The sequence below is a fragment of the Streptomyces boluensis genome (assembly GCF_009908195.1).
Classification (GTDB): Bacteria; Actinomycetota; Actinomycetes; order Streptomycetales; family Streptomycetaceae; genus Streptomyces; species Streptomyces boluensis.
Genome location: NZ_JAAAHS010000053.1, coordinates 1 through 16,695, shown reverse-complemented (window position 1 = coordinate 16,695; position 16,695 = coordinate 1). Strand labels below are relative to the sequence as shown.

Annotated in this window: 17 protein-coding genes; 5 read left to right on the top strand and 12 right to left on the bottom strand. The window is 71.3% G+C overall.

The features are described 5' to 3' along the window. Window positions 1-246 precede the first annotated feature (246 nt). On the bottom strand, window positions 247-1,356 hold the full coding sequence (locus tag GUY60_RS10160) for an SDR family oxidoreductase (RefSeq protein ID WP_161696104.1): 1,110 nt from the start codon (window positions 1,354-1,356) through the stop codon (window positions 247-249). A 191-nt stretch (window positions 1,357-1,547) separates the two neighbouring features. Between GUY60_RS10160 and GUY60_RS10155 the strand changes: the two genes are divergently transcribed. Beyond that, window positions 1,548-3,026, top strand: coding sequence for a zinc-dependent metalloprotease (locus GUY60_RS10155; RefSeq protein WP_161696102.1), 1,479 nt, complete (start codon window positions 1,548-1,550; stop codon window positions 3,024-3,026). Beyond that, entirely contained in the window at window positions 3,023-3,553 is a 531-nt protein-coding gene (locus tag GUY60_RS10150; RefSeq protein ID WP_161696100.1) for an NUDIX hydrolase, read from the top strand. The genes GUY60_RS10155 and GUY60_RS10150 overlap by 4 nt, the downstream gene beginning before the upstream one ends. A gap of 96 nt (window positions 3,554-3,649) precedes the next feature. On the opposite strand, the gene GUY60_RS10145 is transcribed toward GUY60_RS10150, so the two are convergent. From GUY60_RS10145 to GUY60_RS10130, 4 genes are all read right to left on the bottom strand, one after another. After that, entirely contained in the window at window positions 3,650-4,405 is a 756-nt protein-coding gene (locus GUY60_RS10145; RefSeq protein ID WP_161696098.1) for an AIM24 family protein, read from the bottom strand. 16 nt (window positions 4,406-4,421) lie between these two features. After that, window positions 4,422-5,099, bottom strand: coding sequence for an AIM24 family protein (locus tag GUY60_RS10140; protein WP_161696096.1), 678 nt, complete (start codon window positions 5,097-5,099; stop codon window positions 4,422-4,424). A gap of 13 nt (window positions 5,100-5,112) precedes the next feature. Beyond that, a complete protein-coding gene (locus GUY60_RS10135) occupies window positions 5,113-6,831 on the bottom strand; it encodes a TerD family protein (RefSeq protein ID WP_161696094.1) in 1,719 nt (572 codons plus the stop codon). 188 nt (window positions 6,832-7,019) lie between these two features. Beyond that, window positions 7,020-7,637 (bottom strand): M48 metallopeptidase family protein, encoded by a 618-nt coding sequence (locus tag GUY60_RS10130; RefSeq protein WP_161696092.1) that lies wholly within the window; start codon window positions 7,635-7,637, stop codon window positions 7,020-7,022. Window positions 7,638-7,894: 257 nt separating this feature from the next. Between GUY60_RS10130 and GUY60_RS10125 the strand changes: the two genes are divergently transcribed. Both GUY60_RS10125 and GUY60_RS10120 read left to right on the top strand, forming a co-directional pair. Continuing rightward, the gene (locus tag GUY60_RS10125) at window positions 7,895-9,148 is read left to right on the top strand and encodes a ThiF family adenylyltransferase (RefSeq protein ID WP_161696090.1); all 1,254 of its coding nucleotides are present in this window, start codon (window positions 7,895-7,897) and stop codon (window positions 9,146-9,148) included. Window positions 9,149-9,189: 41 nt separating this feature from the next. Further along, complete coding sequence (locus GUY60_RS10120) at window positions 9,190-10,632, top strand: ABC1 kinase family protein (protein WP_161696088.1); 1,443 nt, start codon at window positions 9,190-9,192, stop codon at window positions 10,630-10,632. Window positions 10,633-10,684: 52 nt separating this feature from the next. On the opposite strand, the gene GUY60_RS10115 is transcribed toward GUY60_RS10120, so the two are convergent. From GUY60_RS10115 to GUY60_RS10095, 5 genes are all read right to left on the bottom strand, one after another. Then, on the bottom strand, window positions 10,685-10,885 hold the full coding sequence (locus GUY60_RS10115) for a hypothetical protein (protein ID WP_161696086.1): 201 nt from the start codon (window positions 10,883-10,885) through the stop codon (window positions 10,685-10,687). Window positions 10,886-11,000: 115 nt separating this feature from the next. Continuing rightward, entirely contained in the window at window positions 11,001-11,330 is a 330-nt protein-coding gene (locus GUY60_RS10110; RefSeq protein ID WP_161696085.1) for a putative WhiB-interacting protein, read from the bottom strand. Then, window positions 11,327-11,692 carry a WhiB family transcriptional regulator gene (locus tag GUY60_RS10105; RefSeq protein ID WP_161696083.1) on the bottom strand — a complete coding sequence of 122 codons (366 nt, stop codon included), beginning with the start codon at window positions 11,690-11,692 and terminating at the stop codon, window positions 11,327-11,329. The genes GUY60_RS10110 and GUY60_RS10105 overlap by 4 nt, the downstream gene beginning before the upstream one ends. Before the next feature lie 174 nt (window positions 11,693-11,866). Further along, window positions 11,867-12,196 (bottom strand): hypothetical protein, encoded by a 330-nt coding sequence (locus GUY60_RS10100; RefSeq protein WP_161696081.1) that lies wholly within the window; start codon window positions 12,194-12,196, stop codon window positions 11,867-11,869. Between the two features lie 170 nt (window positions 12,197-12,366). Next, window positions 12,367-14,643, bottom strand: coding sequence for an ATP-dependent DNA helicase UvrD2 (locus tag GUY60_RS10095; RefSeq protein WP_161696079.1), 2,277 nt, complete (start codon window positions 14,641-14,643; stop codon window positions 12,367-12,369). A gap of 131 nt (window positions 14,644-14,774) precedes the next feature. On the opposite strand from GUY60_RS10095, the gene GUY60_RS10090 reads away from it, so the two are divergent. Beyond that, window positions 14,775-15,017, top strand: a complete 243-nt coding sequence (locus tag GUY60_RS10090) for a mycoredoxin (protein ID WP_161696077.1) — start codon at window positions 14,775-14,777, stop codon at window positions 15,015-15,017. An 80-nt stretch (window positions 15,018-15,097) separates the two neighbouring features. Here the strand turns inward: GUY60_RS10090 and GUY60_RS10085 are convergent, their stop codons facing one another. Both GUY60_RS10085 and nudC read right to left on the bottom strand, forming a co-directional pair. Further along, window positions 15,098-15,556, bottom strand: coding sequence for an OsmC family protein (locus tag GUY60_RS10085; RefSeq protein ID WP_161696075.1), 459 nt, complete (start codon window positions 15,554-15,556; stop codon window positions 15,098-15,100). A 130-nt stretch (window positions 15,557-15,686) separates the two neighbouring features. Next, the gene (nudC, locus tag GUY60_RS10080; protein ID WP_187369974.1) at window positions 15,687-16,628 is read right to left on the bottom strand and encodes an NAD(+) diphosphatase; all 942 of its coding nucleotides are present in this window, start codon (window positions 16,626-16,628) and stop codon (window positions 15,687-15,689) included. Window positions 16,629-16,695 lie beyond the last annotated feature (67 nt).

Sequence of the window (16,695 nt, the reverse complement as noted above, 5' to 3'; positions counted from 1 at the left end):
GCCGCACCGGACCGACATCCGGAATAGCGGTTTCGACCGGGCGTGCGAACGCGGCCTAGGAGAGTCCTACAGCGCGGCGCGGGAGAGCCCGGCGGAGCGGGTGCGGGACAGGCCCGTGGAGCCGTGCGGGACGGGCCCATGGAGCGGGTGCCGCACAGGCCCGTGGAGCCGTGCGGGACGGGCCCGTGGAAGCCCCACCGCGCCGACACACCTTGGAGGCGCCGCAGCGGCCCTCTCGGCGCGCGTCTAGATGCCGCGCCGCCGCCGGGCCCGGCGTACGACCGCGGCCGCGCCGAGCAGGGCCACCGTCGCGCCCGCCGCACCCGCCGCCGTGGCGTCCTTGCGACCGAGGCGGCGACCGGCGACGGTGTGCCGCCCGGAGACCTCCTCCAGGAGCTCGGCGAGCACCTCTTCGTTCGTCCACTGCGGCCGCCAGCCCGCGTCGTGCAGAGCGGTGCCGCTCACCACCCACGGGTACATCGTGTACGCCAGGTCGCCTGCCGGGGACGGGGTGAGCCCGATGCGGTGCAGCCGGGCGGCGGCACCCAGGGCGACGGTCGACGGCAGCTCCATGCGGCGGATTCCGCTGAGCTCCTCGACCTCCTCCTGCTCCAGCCAGCCGTCACAGCCGACAGCCAGCTCGCCCTCGGCCTTCTCCAGTACGGCGTACTCCAGCGCACTGCACAGGTCCTGGACGTGGCAGAACTGCCACACCGGACGCGAACCCGCCACCACAAGGAGGCGGGGCGACTCGAAGTACCGGGTCAGGGCGGTGTCCGTACCGCCGACGAGCACCGCCGGGCGCAGCACCGTCACATTGAGTCCGGGATGGGCACGCGGCGCACGACGCGCGAGGCGCTCGATCTCCAGGAGGTCGCCGACCCCCGTGGCCTCGGCGGTGCCGCGCAGCTCGGCGTCCTCGGACAGCGGCAGGTCGTTGTCCTCGAGCGCGCCGTAGACCATCGCGGACGTGCACAGCACGACCCGGTGGACCCCGGCGGCGGCCGCGGCGGTGAGCACGGTCTGCGTACCGCGCACGTTGTACGCGGTACGGGCCGCGGGGTCGCTCTCCAGGTCGAGGTCGAGCGCCAGGTGCACGACGACGTCCGCGCCGCGCAGCTTCTCCGCGATGGCGGGGTCCCGGACATCGAGGATGTGCCACTGCGCCGCGGCGCAGTCACCGCGGCGCTCGTCGATCGCCACGACCTGCTTGATCTCGTCGGACGCCGCGAGGCGCTCGGCGAGCAGCGCGCCGATTCCCGAAGCGGCGCCGGTCACAGCGACCACGGGGCCGCGAGCGGCGGCCGGGGTTGAGCGGTTTCGCGCTGCGCGAACCTGCGGATCTGGGGAACTCACCAGGCGTCTCCAGCGGTTGTCTTCAGTACGGACGTGAATGACACGTACGGACCAGGTGGCATCCATCCTGCCGCAGCCCGGATCACGGCGGAGCACCGAGCCCGGAAGCGGTCGTGGTGTCTACGCTGGATGACAAAATCGGGCAGTCGCCGTCGGCACGAAGTCGGCGGCCCAACGAGCCGAGGATTCCCGTGAGTGACACCCCATTCGGATTCGGCCTTCCGCCGGAGGAGCCGGAGAACGGCGACGAGGGCAAGAAGAAGGACCAGCAGGGCGGTGGCCAGGGCGACGCGGCGAACCCGTTCGGATTCGGCGGCTTCCCCGGCGCCGGCGCCCCGGGCGGCGGCGACAACCCCTTCGCCGCCATGTTCGGCAACATGAACCCCAACGACCTGGGCGCGGCCTTCCAGCAGCTCGGCCAGATGCTGTCGTACGAGGGCGGCCCGGTGAACTGGGACATGGCCAAGCAGATCGCCCGCCAGACGGTGTCCCAGGGCACCGCCGACGGCACCAAGGACGCGAGCGTGGGCCCCGCCGACCGCGGTGCGGTCGAGGAGGCCGTGCGCCTGGCCGACCTGTGGCTGGACGGCGTGACCTCGCTGCCGTCCGGTGCGGGCACGGCCGTGGCCTGGTCCCGCGCGGAGTGGGTCGAGGCGACCCTGCCGGTGTGGCAGGAGCTGGTCGACCCGGTCGCCGAGCGGGTCGGCGCGGCCATGGGTGACGTACTGCCCGAGGAGATGCAGGCCATGGCGGGCCCGCTGATCGGCATGATGCGCTCCATGGGCGGCGCCATGTTCGGCCAGCAGATCGGGCAGGCCGTCGGCGCGCTCGCGGGCGAGGTCGTCGGATCCAGCGATGTCGGGCTGCCCCTCGGCCCCGCGGGCAAGGCCGCGCTGCTGCCGCTGAACATCGAGGCGTTCGGCAAGGACCTGAGCGTCGACCTGAACGAGGTGCGGCTGTACCTCGCCCTGCGTGAGGCCGCCCACCAGCGCCTCTTCGCGCACGTGCCGTGGCTGCGCTCGCACCTCTTCGGCGCGGTCGAGGGGTACGCGCGTGGCATCAAGGTCGACACCTCGAAGCTGGAGGACGTGGTCGGCCAGTTCGACCCGCAGAACCCCGAGGAGATCCAGCAGGCGCTCCAGCAGGGCATGTTCCAGCCCGAGGACACCCCGGAGCAGAAGGCCGCCCTTGCCCGCCTGGAGACGGCGCTCGCGCTCGTCGAGGGCTGGGTCGACGCGGTCGTGCACGAGGCGGCCAAGGACCGGCTCACGTCCGCCGCCGCGCTGCGCGAGACGCTGCGCCGCCGGCGCGCGTCCGGTGGCCCCGCGGAGCAGACCTTCGCCACGCTGATCGGCCTTGAGCTGCGTCCGCGTCGCCTGCGGGACGCCTCGCGCCTGTGGGCTTCGCTCACCGACGCGCGTGGGGTCGACGGCCGCGACGGCCTGTGGGAGCACCCCGACATGCTGCCGACGGCCGAGGACCTGGACGACCCGGACGGGTTCGTGCACCGCGAGCAGCTGGACTTCTCCGAGCTCGACAAGATGCTCGGCGAGGCCGCCGGAGCCGCCCCCGAGGCCAAGCCCGGCCTGCGGAAAGACGAGGCCGAGGGCGAGTCCAAGGGCGAGCAGAGCAAGGGCGACGAGAGCGGCGAGGGCGACAGCGAGAAGTGAGCCTCCACGACGACGCGACCCTCGTCCTCAAGGGCTACGAACGAGACGGTGAGCAGGGTGCGCTGCGTGCGGCGTACCTCGACCACCTGGCGACGCACCCGGACGGCATGTGGAAGGCCTGCGAGGCGGGGCACATCACGGCGAGCGCACTCGTCGTGGACCCGTCGCGCGGCCGCGTCCTGCTGACCCTGCACAAGAAGCTGCGGATGTGGCTGCAGATGGGCGGGCACTGCGAGCCGGGCGACCCGACACTCGCGGCGGCCGCGTTGCGCGAGGCGACCGAGGAGTCGGGCATCGCCGGCCTGGCGCTCCTCGCGGGCGGCCCCGTCACGCTGGACCGGCACCCGATCCCGGCGCCCTGCAACTGGCATCTCGACGTGCAGTACGCCGCGTTGGCCCCCGCCGACGCGGTGGCGGCGATCAGCGACGAGTCGCTCGACGTGCGCTGGTTCGCGTACGACGAGGTGGCGGGCGTGGCCGACGCGTCGGTCGTACGCCTCCTTGAGGCGACGCGCGCGGCGCTGTGAGAGCTGTGAGACATCCGCATGGGTAAGGGGCGGTCACCATGGTGACCGCCCCTTACCCATGCACTCAACAGGTGGGCGTTCTCGCCCTGTTGTGGGTCACTCCCAGGCGTTGCCACGGTTCTGGCCGTGGGCGCCCTGCTGTCCCATGCCGTACTGCGCGGCCAGGCCGCCGCCGATGGCGGCGTTCTGCGGCGGAAGCAGCTCACTGGGCTGGACGAGCGCGAAGCCGTTGCCCATGAAGCTGAGTTCCCAGCCCTCGCCGGTGTTGCCGCGGCGGCGGCGCACACCCGAGGAGTGCGTCTGCGCCTGCATCTGCACCCGCAGGGAGTTGGACCACGCGACGATCGCGTCCGCGTCGGCGTTGACGTACTTCTCCGGCGTGACCTGGAGCATCAGCGGCTGGCCCGACGTCATCAGGGCGACCTTGCCGCTGCCCGTGATGTTGAGCTGGTACTTGCCGGACCCCGAGATGCCGAACTGGCTGTCCACAGCGATGACTTCGGTGTGCAGCTGGGAGTCGAGCGCGAGGACATAGCTGCTGTCCACGGTCAGGCCCTGCTGGTCGATGTCGACGATGTGGATGTACTGGGCGAGGTTGGCCAGGTAGACCGTGCCCTGCCCGGAGCAGCGCATCAGGTCGAGGCCCTCACCGGTGTTGGCGCGGGAACGGCGCTGCCCCTGCGACTGGTACTCGCCGTCGAACTCCATGAGGCCCTGGTAGGCCACCATGGCGCCCTTGCGGGCGAGGATGTCGTCGTGACCCTCGAGGGTGACCCGCAGCATCTGCGGGTTCTGGATCGCGTAGCGCTCCTGGGTCTGCTGCTCGGTGTGAGCGAAAAGCGGGCTCTGCATGGTGTGTTCGCTCCCCCTAGCTCCGGATCCGGAGGCGGTCTGTGCTGTCCTCGCTGGGCTGTACGACGACGATGCCCTGCCCCGAGAAGGCCATCTGGTAGGCCTCGCCGCTGCCCCGGCCGATCATCGAGGAGGCCTTGAAGCTGCGCTTGCCCTTCACCTTGAGGTTCGGGGACCAGGCGACCAGGGCGTCCGGGTCGACGTACGTCTCGTCCTCGCCGCTGCCGCAGTCGACGACGATCGGGGCGCCGCGCGAGGTCAGCGCGACCCAGCCCTGGCCGCTCACCTTGACGTTCCACAGGCCCTGTCCGGCGAACTTGGCGAGACCCTTGACCCGCTCGACGCCCCACTGGAGGCTCGCGTCGAAGGCCAGCAGATTGGTGCCGTTCACGGAGAGCGCTTCGCCGTTGAGGTTGATGACGACGACATCCGCGCCGTAGTCGGCGAGGTAGAGCATGCCGTCGCCGCTGGCCTTCATCAGCGGAGTGCCCTCACCGGTGATCCACTGCCCGGCGATCTGACGGACGGCCGGCGGATTCGGCTCGTACTGGACGAAGCCCTCGTACGCGACCATCGAGCCGGTACGCGCGAAGAGGTCCTGTCCGCTCTGCATGGCGATCTTCACCATGCTGCGGCCGTGATTCTCCATCCGGGCCGCGACGGGGGTCGGGGCGAAGCCCGCGAGCTGGTTCATGACTTCGCTCCCCTTAGATCTCGTAGGGCTGGACGACGATGAAGTTGCCTGGCGCACCGCGGAATTGAAGATTCACGGTCTCGCCGCTGTGGCCGGGGAAGGCCTGGCGGCGCAGTCGCACCTGGCTGGAGATGATCACCTGGGAGGCGGCGGACCAGGCCACGATGGAGTTGGCGTCCGCGAACGTCGTCGGCGTGACCGGCAGCACCACGGGCGTGCCCTTGGTCTTCACGATCACCGTGCCCGTGCCCTGGAACTGCATCGTGAACAGCGCGCCGCCCGGGATGCCGTGGCCCTCGATCCTGCGGACCTCGTGCTGGAGCGACTCGTCGTACGCCAGGACGTTCTCCGCGGAGACGCAGATCGCGTCGCCCTGGAGCTCGATCGGGTGCAGATGGGCTTCGTTCTCCGCGAGGAAGACCTGGCCGCGGCCGGTGCAGCGCATCAGCTGCATCTCCTGGCCGGTGGCGTTACCCACGATGCGGCCGGCGAATCCGGCGCCCTTGTAGCTGAAATCGACCTTGCCCTGGTACAGCACCATGCTGCCCTGGCGGGCGAGCACCGGTGAGCCGTCGGCACCGAGGTCGACTCGGACCAACTGTTCGTTCTGCTGCGTCCAGCGCTGGCCGGTGGGCACCTCGCGGTACTTCTGCAGCGCCACGGCGACGCCACCGGGACCACCGCCTTGCGGCACTCCCTGCGGCACTCCCTGCGGCTGTCCGTACGGCGACGGGGCGCCGGGCTGGCCGGGGAAACCGGCCTGCGGCGGCTGGCCGTAACCGGGCGGCGGGGCCTGGCCGGGCTGGGTCTGACCCGGAACCTGGCCGAACTGCGGCTGCTGCGGCGCCGGTGCGGGCTGCCCCGGCTGTCCGTAACCGGGCGGCATGGGCGGGGCCTGACCCGGCGCGGGGGCGAGCGGGGCGGCGATGGTCGGCGCCCCGTGCACATTCGGTGGGGCGGGCGCCTGCGGCGGCGTGGCACCACCGGGCGGCGGCGCGAAGCCGTGCGGCGGCTGCGCCACGGGCGCGGGCGCCGGTGCGGGAGCGGGTGCCGGAGCAGGCTGCGCGGGCGCGCCGAACGACGGGGCCGGTGCGGGTTCCGCGGCGGGTGCACCGAAGGACGGCGCGGGTGCGGCACCACCGGGCGGCGGGGCGAACCCGGGAGCGCCACCACTCTGCGGTTGCGGCGCGGCGGCCGGCTCCTCCTCGGCGACCTCGCCGCCGAAGTTCTTGAGCAGCGCGTCCAGGCCGCCGTCGAATCCCTGGCCCACAGCGGCGAACCGCCAGACGTCCTTCAGGTAGAAGTCGCCCAGCATCACGGCGCGTTCAGTGGTGAACTCGGAACCGTCGAACGCGTACCGCGCGACTTCCTCGCCACCCGCGACGATCCGGAGGTAACCGGGGCCGACCTGCGACATCTGACCGGCGCCGTCGAGCGTCGCCGTGAAGGAAAGCTTCTGGATCTGCTGCGGAATCCGGTCGAGAGTGATGCGGAACGACTCGGTGTCACCGGCCTGGGCACCGAGGATCTGAATCGATTCCTCCGGCGACTTCGGCTGATTGAAGAAGACGAAATAACGGTCGTCCGAGAGCTGTTCATTGGCGTCGAGGCCGAAACAGCTGATGTCGAATGTCAGCCCGGGAGCGCCGATCTGCACGCCTACGTACAGATCCGTCCCCGCGGTGAGGTCACTGATCTTGGCCTTGTGGCCGCGTTGGAATTCCCTGGCCATGCGTAACGACCGTCCCCCATCCCGAATGTGAATGCGTCGCGCCAGGCTAACCGCTAACGCCGACATCGAGCCAAGCCGGGACAGACCCGGTACACAATCGCGGCCTGCGCCGTCACAGCGTGCTCGGGCACGTCACGCACTGCGCGCGCGTGCGGCCTGACGGGCACCTCACGCGTGATCCGTCGACGTCAGGCGCCGCCCGCGCCCTGCTCCTCGCCGCGCGCCGCCGGGAGATGCGGCAGCCGCTCGGCCGCGACGACCCCCTCCAAGTAGCCACGGGCCCGTTCGGTACGCGGATACGCCTCGAGGAGCCGCCAGAAGCGCGGCCCGTGACCCGGCACAAGAAGGTGCGCCAACTCGTGCAGCAGGACGTAGTCGACGACGTATTCCGGCATGCCCTGGAGGCGGTGCGAGAGCCGGATGCTGCCCTCGGCCGGGGTGCAGGAACCCCAGCGGGTGTTCTGATTGGTCACCCAGCGCACCGACTTGGGGCGGGCACGGCCCTGGAAGTACTGGTCGGACAGGAGCTCGGCGCGCTCGGACAGTTCGGCATCGCCCAACAGGCGCTTGCTCTCCTGGGCCTCGAGCTTGTCGAGCATCACACCCACCCAGCGCTGCTCCTCCGCCTCGGACATCCGGGCGGGGATCAGGACGATGGTGCGGTCGCCCTCGCGGTACGCCGAGACCGTCCTGCGGCGCCGGGCGCTCCGCCGCACCTCGACCGCGCTCACCGCTGAGCCGCGTGGCGGCTGGCTTTTCGCGCTGCGCTCAGGGTTCTCGGCGCGCTGCGGTACGTCGGCGGGCACGCCCCGACGTTACCCGCTGTCAGTGGAGGAAGTCCCGCCTCCGGTGCGGTTCCCAGCGGATCGACACGGACCCGACAAGATTTGTACGACTATTCCCGCCGCCTGTGGACAACTCTCGGCAGCATCTCGGCGGGACGGGCATGCTGACAGCGGATCGGGAGACGGCACCGGGCCGACCATCCACAACGGGGTTACGGGGACCGGTCGTCGAGACCGGAACGAAGGAACGGAACAAGGACCGGAGGGGGGATACGGCCATGCATCCGAGGGTGAAGCCCGCACTGCGGCGCGCCTGGCGGGACCTGACGACCGTGCAGTTCGGCGTGGCCCGAGCGCACGCGGTAGTACTCGGGCCGATGGATCCGGCGACGGCGAGCATGCTCGACCTGATCGACGGCACGAGAGGACTGCCGATGTTGCGTACGGAGGGACAGCGGCTGTGCCTGCCGGACGGGCACGTCGACCAGCTGATCGCACGCCTGGCCGACGCGGGCCTCCTGGACGACGCGACGGGTGGCGGCGAGGAGGCGCAAGCCCTGCGCGGGCGCCCGGATGTCCTCGACCGCCTGCGCCCCGACCTCGCCTCGCTCAGCCTCACCGACCGCGAACCGACGGGCGGGATACGGCGGTTGACGGCCCGGCGGAAGATGCGTGTGCAGGTGCGCGGCGCCGGCCGGGTGGGCGCCACGGTCGCGGCCGTACTGTCCGGGGCGGGCATCGGCCGGGTCGATGTACTGGACGGCGGCAGCGTGGACGCGTCCGACGTGGCGCCCGGCGGGCTCCCGGCCGGGGCCGTCGGGGAGCGCAGAGGCGACTCCGCGCGGCGGCTCGTACGTCGGTGCGCACCGGGGCGTGCGTCACGGCAGGCCCGGCCGTTCCGCTTGGCCCGCGCCGCACGGGACGAGCACACGTCCGCGGCGCCCACCTCGGCCACGGACACCGGGACGGCAGACGCTGCGGGACCGTACGCGGAGCCAGGGCTCTCACTTGTCGTGATGGCGCCACGCGACGGACTGGCCGTGTACGCCCCGGATCCGTTCCTCGCCGGCCCCTTCATGGCATCGGGGACACCGCACCTCTATGCGGGAGTCATCGAGGGCACCGGGGTGGTGGGCCCGCTGGTGCTGCCCGGGGCGTCGGCCTGTGCGGGCTGCCTCGACCTCGGCCGCGCGGAGCGCGACCCGACCTGGCCGAGGATGCTGGCGCAGTGGCGGTCGGGGCGGGCCCGTCCGGTGCAGGCCTGCGATCTGGCCCTGGCGACGGCGGTCGCGGGACTTGCGGCGGCGCATGCGCTCGCCTTCCTGGACGGCGGGATTCCCGCCAGCACGGGAGCCCGCTGGGAGGCTTCTGCACCAGGGCTCGACTGGAGTGCCGAGCGGGTGGGGCCACACTACGGATGTCCTTGCGGCGCCGTCCGGCGCCGGGATCCGCTCGCCGAGTGGAACCAGGACAACAGTGAGAGGGAGGACACCTCCATGGAACGTGAGCCGCAAGAGACAATGGCCCGGTGAGCGCCGGATGAGGCGCGGCAGTCTGGGTTTTGGAGGGGCGCATGTCTGATCTTCCCCGGAAGGCGGTTACCCGTACCGCCAAGCTGGCCGCGCTGCCGATCGGCATCGCAGGCCGGGCCACGTGGGGCCTCGGCAAGCGGATCGGTGGGAAGTCCGCGGAGATAGTGGGACGCGAGCTGCAACAGCGCACGGCGGAGCAGCTGTTCAAAGTGCTCGGCGAACTCAAGGGCGGCGCCATGAAGTTCGGACAGGCCCTGTCCGTCTTCGAGTCGGCGCTCCCCGAGGAGGTCGCCGGTCCCTACCGCGCGGCGCTCACCAAGCTCCAGGAGGCGGCGCCGCCGATGCCGACGGCGACGGTGCACTCCGTACTGGAGGAGCGGCTCGGGGAGGACTGGCGTGAGCTGTTCCTCGAGTTCGAGGACAAGCCGGCCGCGGCCGCGTCGATCGGTCAGGTGCACCGTGCCGTCTGGCACGACGGCCGGGAGGTCGCGGTCAAGGTGCAGTACCCGGGAGCGGGCGAGGCGCTGCTGTCCGACCTGACTCAACTGAGCCGGTTCGCCAAGCTGCTCGGCCCGCTGATCCCCGGCATGGACATCAAGCCCTTGATCGCGGAGCTGCGCGACCGGGTCTCCGAGGAGCTCGACTACGACCTGGAGGCACAGGCCCAGCGGGAGCACGCGCGGGAGTTCGCGCAGGACCCGGATGTGCTCGTGCCCGACGTGCTGCACCAGAGCGAGCAGGTGCTGGTCACCGAGTGGATCGACGGGATCCCGATGTCCGAGGTGATCGCCGACGGCACCGAGGAACAGCGGGACCGGGCGGGCCAACTCCTCGCCCGTTTCCTCTTCTCGGGCCCCGCGCGTACCGGGCTGCTGCACGCCGACCCGCACCCCGGCAACTTCCGGTTGCTGCCCCCGGAGGAGGGCGCGGACGAGAGCGAGTGGCGGCTCGGGGTGCTCGACTTCGGCACCGTCGACCGTCTGCCCGGCGGGCTGCCCGACACGATCGGGCACTCGCTCCGCATGACCCTGGAGGGCGAGGCCGAGGCGGTCTACGAGCTGCTGCGCGAGGAAGGCTTCGTCAAGGAGAAGATCGAGCTCGACCCGGACGCGGTGCTCGACTATCTGTTGCCGATCATCGAACCGGCACAGGCCGACGCGTTCACGTTCACCAGGAGCTGGATCCGCAACCAGGCGGGACGTATCGCCGATGTGCGCTCCCCCGCCCACCAGTTGGGCAAGCAGTTGAACCTGCCGCCCTCGTATCTGCTGATACACCGGGTGACGCTCAGCACCATCGGCGTGCTGTGTCAGCTGGGGGCGACGGTGCGGCTGCGGGACGAACTGGAGTCCTGGCTCCCCGGGTTCCTCGCAGCGGACGAGTCAGACGAACCTGATGAAACTGACGAATCCACGGACGAGACGACAGACGAATCGCCAGACGGCGAGGACGAAGGGGCCGTGCAGGGCGAATCGGCAGGCTAGGTCCGGATCCGCTCCGATGAGGGCTGCCCGGCCTACCGCGTACCGGTGGGGCTCACCACCAAGTGGAGTCCAGGCGGCCCTCGATGGCTCTGATGTTGGCGCGGGAGCAGTCGTCGCAGTAGTAGTGACGCCGGCCGTCCTCCACAGAGCAGGTCCAGGTCGGCTGCGGAGCCTCCGCGCGGGCGCCGCAGCGGGAACACACCACGGGCTCGGCGCCCGGCTGCTCGGCGGAGCGAGGAGTTCGACTGTCCACGGCGCGACAGTACCGCCGGTGCGCGGCGCCGGGAGCACAACGCACCGCGGGGGCCGCCCTGTTCGGACGGCCCCCGCGTGGAGTCACCGGGCCTTTGCCCGTGGTGAGTTCCGGGTCAGTTCATGACGGCCATGGCCAGCGCGCGGCGGGCGCGCAGCGAGGCGCGCTCGGCACGGCGCTGCATCCGGCGCGCGGCGATCAGGCGCACGGCCTGTCGGTCGGCGTCGGCCTCACGCAGGCGATCGTGCATATGTGCACGTGCCAGGGCTTCTGGTTGGAGTTGCATCTCGCGGGTCCTGTTCTGACGCGAGAAGTTCGCGCCGGAGTGCGTGGTGGTGGTCTCTGGGATCGCGGAGCCGACGGGCTCGGTGGCGAAAAGCTTCATCGGGGCCTGCTTCATGGGGTCGTGCGTCAGGGGGCGGTCGATGGTTCCGGCGGCGTTCATGCGGCGACCGGGTTCTTGCGCGGACGGCCACGCGGCCGCTTGCGGGCAACGACCACGCCCTGGACGAAGAGCTCGCCGCCCCAGACACCCCACGGCTCACGCCGCTCCTTGGCGCCGGCGAGGCAGGCCTCCATCAGCGGGCAGGTACGGCAGAGGGACTTGGCGTACTCGACATCGGCCGGCGACTCGGCGAAGAAGACCTCCGGGTCGTAGCTACGGCAGGGGACGGGCACGCCGAGGTTCTCGATGGCGTCGTCGAGCGCGGTGAGCGCAGTGAGCGGAGTCAAGGTGTTCTCCTGAAGGCCGGGCGGGGGGAGCGTCTCTGAAGGCGGTACGGACGGGGCGTGCGTTTCGGTTTGCACGGTTGGTGTCTTCCTCGTCTGGTCGTTCCGGCCGGTCGGCCGGGTGGCGGCGTGGTACCAGGTACTGCTTGTCCGTCGGCCCCTTCGTCCCGCTCTCCCTGTTCGGGGAAAACAGAAGGGCCGCGGATCCCGGGTGGGGTTCCGCGGCCCTGAAGGCGCCGGCCTGATCGTCGATCAGACTGGATCACTCCAGGGTTCGAGCCCGCGGAAGGCCCACATGTACTGCTGCGTCGTCGTCTGCTTCCGAAGTCCGGCACCGGCTGCCGCAAAGGCATAGGCCTTCGCCTGTGCCGCTGCTACTGCTGCTTCCGGTGCCTTGGTCGGTCGCTCATCGCGCTCACTCACGGAACGGACCGGGAGAGACAGGGACGCCGGGCGCGCGGCATGAATGCCGACGGGCAGACCGGTGCCCTGATTCGAGTTGCCGAGCAGGCAGGTGGCGACGACCGAGCGATCGGTCATTTTGACGACGGAGCTGTTGAAGCTGCTGTTGATGCTGATCACTGGAATCGCCTCCTCTCGGCGTCTCGGGGACCGGCGCGAACCGGACCGCTGGCTTACAAGGTGTCAAGTACAACACGGAACCAGGGCTTCGGAGAAGCGCCTGTTTCCGTGGTTAAGAACCTATGGGGATTGCCGCGGCGTACGCAAACTATTTTTTCGACGAGTTTGTATCAGTCAGTCTTGTCGGCTTCTCCAAGTCCGACGGGACGTTCCTCACCTGCGCAGATGGCCAGGACGTCGGCTCCGAAGCGGCCCAGTTTCCGGGCGCCGACCCCGGGGATGCGGGACAGCTCGGCGTCGGAGTCCGGGACCGCCTCGGCGATCGCGATCAAGGTCTTGTCCGTGAAGACGCAGAACGCGGGCTGCCCGAGCTCGGCGGCCTCGTGCGCCCGCCAGGCGTGCAGGCGGTCGTACACCCCCTCGTCCATGTCCGACGGGCAGTCCTCGCAGCGCAGCAGCTTGAGCTCGCCCGCGTCGGTGAGGGTGCGGCCGCAGACCCGGCAGTGCACCGGCCCGCGGGGCTTGCGGCTGCGGGCCGGGCCGCGCTCGGCGCCGCCGCCCGCCGTGCCGACGCGCGGCGCGACCGTGGCCGTCGAGCCACCACGCAGCCCGCCGAGGAACCGGCTCGGACGGCGCGAGGCGCGGCCGCCCGGCGAGCGGGACAGCGCCCAGGACAGGGCGAGGTGCGCGCGGGCGCGGGTGATGCCGACGTAGAGCAGCCGGCGCTCCTCCTCGACCTGCTCGTCCGTCTTGGCGTACGCGATCGGCATCATGCCCTCGGTGAGGCCTACCAGGAACACGGCGTCCCACTCCAGGCCCTTCGCGGCGTGCAGTGAGGCGAGGGTGACGCCTTCGACGGTGGGGGCGTGCTGGGCCTGGGCCCGCTCGTCCAGCTCCGCCACGAGGTCGGCGAGCGTGGCCGTGGGGCGGGCGCGGGCGAAGTCCTCGGCGAGCCGCACCAGGGCGGCGAGGGACTCCCAGCGGTCGCGTACGGCCCCGGCGCCGGCCGGGGCCTGGGAGGTCCAGCCCTTGGTGGAGAGCACCGCGCGCACCTGGGACGGCACGTCCACCGCGTCGTCGAGGAGGGCGTCGTTACCGCCGAAGCGGGCCGCGCCGCGCAGGGCGGCGCCCGCCTCGCGCACCTCGGAACGTTCGAAGAAGCGCTCCGCGCCGCGCAGTTGGTAGGCGATGCCTACATCGGCGAGCGCCTGTTCGTAGAGCCCGGACTGGCCGTTGGTGCGGAAGAGTACGGCGATCTCGCTGGCCGGGATGCCGGAGTCGAGGAGCTTGCGGATGCGGCGGGCGGCGCCCTCGGCCTCGGTGGGCTCGTCGCCGTACTCCGTGAAGCTGGGTTCGGGGCCCGGGTCGCGCTGCGAGACCAGCTCCAGGCGGTGCTCGGCGGCGCGGCCGCGGGCCTGGGACAGGACGCTGTTGGCGAGGTGGACGACCTGGGGCGTCGAGCGGTAGTCCCGGATCAGCTTGACGAGCGTGGCCTGGGGGTGGCGGTTGCGGAAGTCCAGGAGGTGGTCCGGGGTGGCCCCGGTGAAGGAGTAGATCGTCTGGCTGGCGTCGCCGACCACGCACAGGCTGTCCCGCTCGCCCAGCCACAGTTCGAGCAGGCGCTGCTGGAGCGGGCTGACGTCCTGGTACTCGTCGACCACGAAGTGCTGGTACTGGGCGCGGACCTGCTCCGCGATGTCGTACCGGTCCTGGAGGACGCCGACCGTCAGGAGCAGGACGTCCTCGAAGTCGATGACGCCTCGGTCGCGCTTGAGTTCTTCGTACGTCGCGTAGATCTGGGAGATCTCGGCCGGGTCGCGGGGGATGTCGCGGCCCGCCTTGGCCGCGGCTGCGGGGTAGTCGGCCGGGACGGTCTGGGTGACCTTGGACCACTCGATCTCGCCGGTGACATCCCGCAGTTCGTTCCGGTCGAGGCGGATGCGGTAGCGGGCGGCCGACTCGGCGACCAGCTGCACCTTGCGCTCCACCAGGCGCGGCAGCTCGCCACCGACTGCTTTCGGCCAGAAGTACTGGAGCTGGCGCAGGGCCGCGGAGTGGAAGGTGCGGGCCTGCACACCGCTCACCCCCAGCTGGCGGAGCCGGCCGCGCATCTCGCCCGCGGCGCGGTTGGTGAAGGTCACGGCGAGGACGCTGTCGGCGCGGAGGATGCCGGCCCGCACGCCGTACGCGATCCGGTGGGTGATGGCGCGGGTCTTGCCCGTGCCCGCGCCCGCCAGCACGCACACCGGCCCGTGCAGGGCCGTCGCCACCTCGCGCTGCTCGGGGTCGAGCCCGTCGAGGACGGCGTCCGCGTCCGGGGGCGGCGCCGCGTACTGGCTCGCGCCCGGCAACTGCGGGAAGAGGGGGGAGTGCGTTGCTGGTGTCACCCCGCCATGCTGCCAGGTCCGCGGAGACGGCCGAGCCCGTTGTCCACAGCCACCGGGCATTGGTCGTACTAATGCGGGAATGGTCTCCGGCCCGCGTACGTTCGACCTGGAGCGACTACGCGTCGGAAGCGGTCGTGTGTCGTACGAGACAGATGCGTCAGCGCATCGGACGAGACAGAGGAGCGCTAGACATGCCGGGCACTGTGACGATGTACAGCACCACGTGGTGCGGCTACTGCCGTCGGCTCAAGGGCCAGATGGACCGTGAGGGCATCGCGTACAAGGAGATCAACATCGAGCAGGACCCGGAGTCGGCTGCGTTCGTCGAGAAGGCCAATGGCGGGAACCAGACGGTCCCGACCGTGCTGTTCGCGGACGGTTCGACGCTGACGAACCCGTCGCTCGCGCAGGTCAAGCAGAAGGTCGGCGTCTGATGCACGCCTGATCCTCGGATACGCGAAGGGCCCCCGCCGGATCGGCGGGGGCCCTTCGCGTATGCGCGGTCGGGGCGGGGTCAGTGCGCGTCGCCGCCCGCGGCGAAGCCGACCGTGCCGTCCGGCAGGATCGCCTCCACGCGCGCGCCGTGCTCGACGGTGCGGCTGACCGTGCAGTGCTTCTCGTGGGTGAGACGTACACCACGCGCGAAGACCTCGGCGGCGCGGCCGCCGTTGGCGTCCTCGGGGATGTCGAGTTCGTAGCTGACCCGGACCTTGCCGACCCGGCCGTCGTCCTCCGGAGTCGAGACGGACTCCACGACGATCCGCAGCTCGTCGTGGTCCACCGCACGCGCGGTGCGGTCCACGACAAGGCCGCCGCAGCCGCCGAGCGCCGCGAGCAGCAGCTCCACCGGCGTGAACGAGGGCTGGCCCGCCTCGTCGTCGGCGGCGGCGATGCGCACCTCGGCGCCGCGGTCGTTGCGCGCGGTCCACTGCCGGTAGCCGGTGCGGACGGTCTCGATGCGGTAGTCGGCCATGGTCGGCGCCCTTTCTCGATGTCCGTCCGGGGTTCGTGCCGGTGCGCGTTCTGGTGTACGTCCCTGGGCCTGCCCTGGTCCGGTTCTCAGCCCTAGGGGGCGCTGGTCAGCGCCCTTTCGGCAGCCCCGATCAGGGTACGGGCCGGGGCAGCGGCCTGCCGTACCAGAGCTCGATCAGCCGGGCCGCGATGGAGATGCCGTACGGCGGCAGGACCTCGCCGGACTCGAAGGCGGCGGTCAGCTCGTCGCGGGAGAACCAGCGGGCCTCCTCGATCTCCTCGCCGTCGACCTCGATCTCCGGGGACGTGGCGCGCGCCATGAAGCCGAGCATCAGGCTGGACGGGAACGGCCACGGCTGGCTCGCCACGTACTCGACGTCGCCGACGGTGACGCCCGCCTCCTCGAAGACCTCGCGGCGCACCGACTGCTCGATGGACTCCCCCGGCTCGACGAAGCCCGCGAGCGTCGAGAACCGGCCCTCGGGCCAGTGCACCTGGCGGCCGAGCAGTATGCGGTCCTCCTCGTCCGTGACAGCCATGATCACGGCCGGGTCGGTACGCGGGTAGTGCTCGGCGCCACAGGCCGCGCAGCGGCGGATGTGGCCCGCTGCCGCGATCCCGGTGCGCTCGCCGCAGCGGGAGCAGAAGCGGTGCAGGCGCTGCCAGTTCTCCAGGGCGACGGCGTGCACCATGAGGCCCGCGTCCCGCGGCGAGAGCAGCAGGCCGGCCTCGCGCAGGCCCGCGGGGCGTGCCGACTGGTCCATGCGGCCGGGCAGCGAGTCCTTCTGGAGCGCGAAATAGCTGACGCCGTCGTCGTCGGTGCCCAGGAAGTACCGGTGCGTCTCGGTGACCGGCGCCTCGAAGGCGGGCGTCATCACGAGTTCGGTGCGGCCGTCGGGGGTGTCGTCGATCAGCGCCTGGCCGCCGGAGACCACGAAGACGCGGGTCGTCGGATGGCTCCAGGCGGCGGCCAGCCACGCCTCGTCGAGGCGGTGGTGGGCGGCGCGGTCGATGCCGCTGGGCGCGGTCAGCGAAAGGGGCCGGTCAGCGGTGCGGTCGGTCCAGGTGGTCACAGGTGTTTCCAACTCCCCCGGTGGAATGGGCTGTTCGGCAGGGCGGGTACGGCGTCGGCCCAGGGGG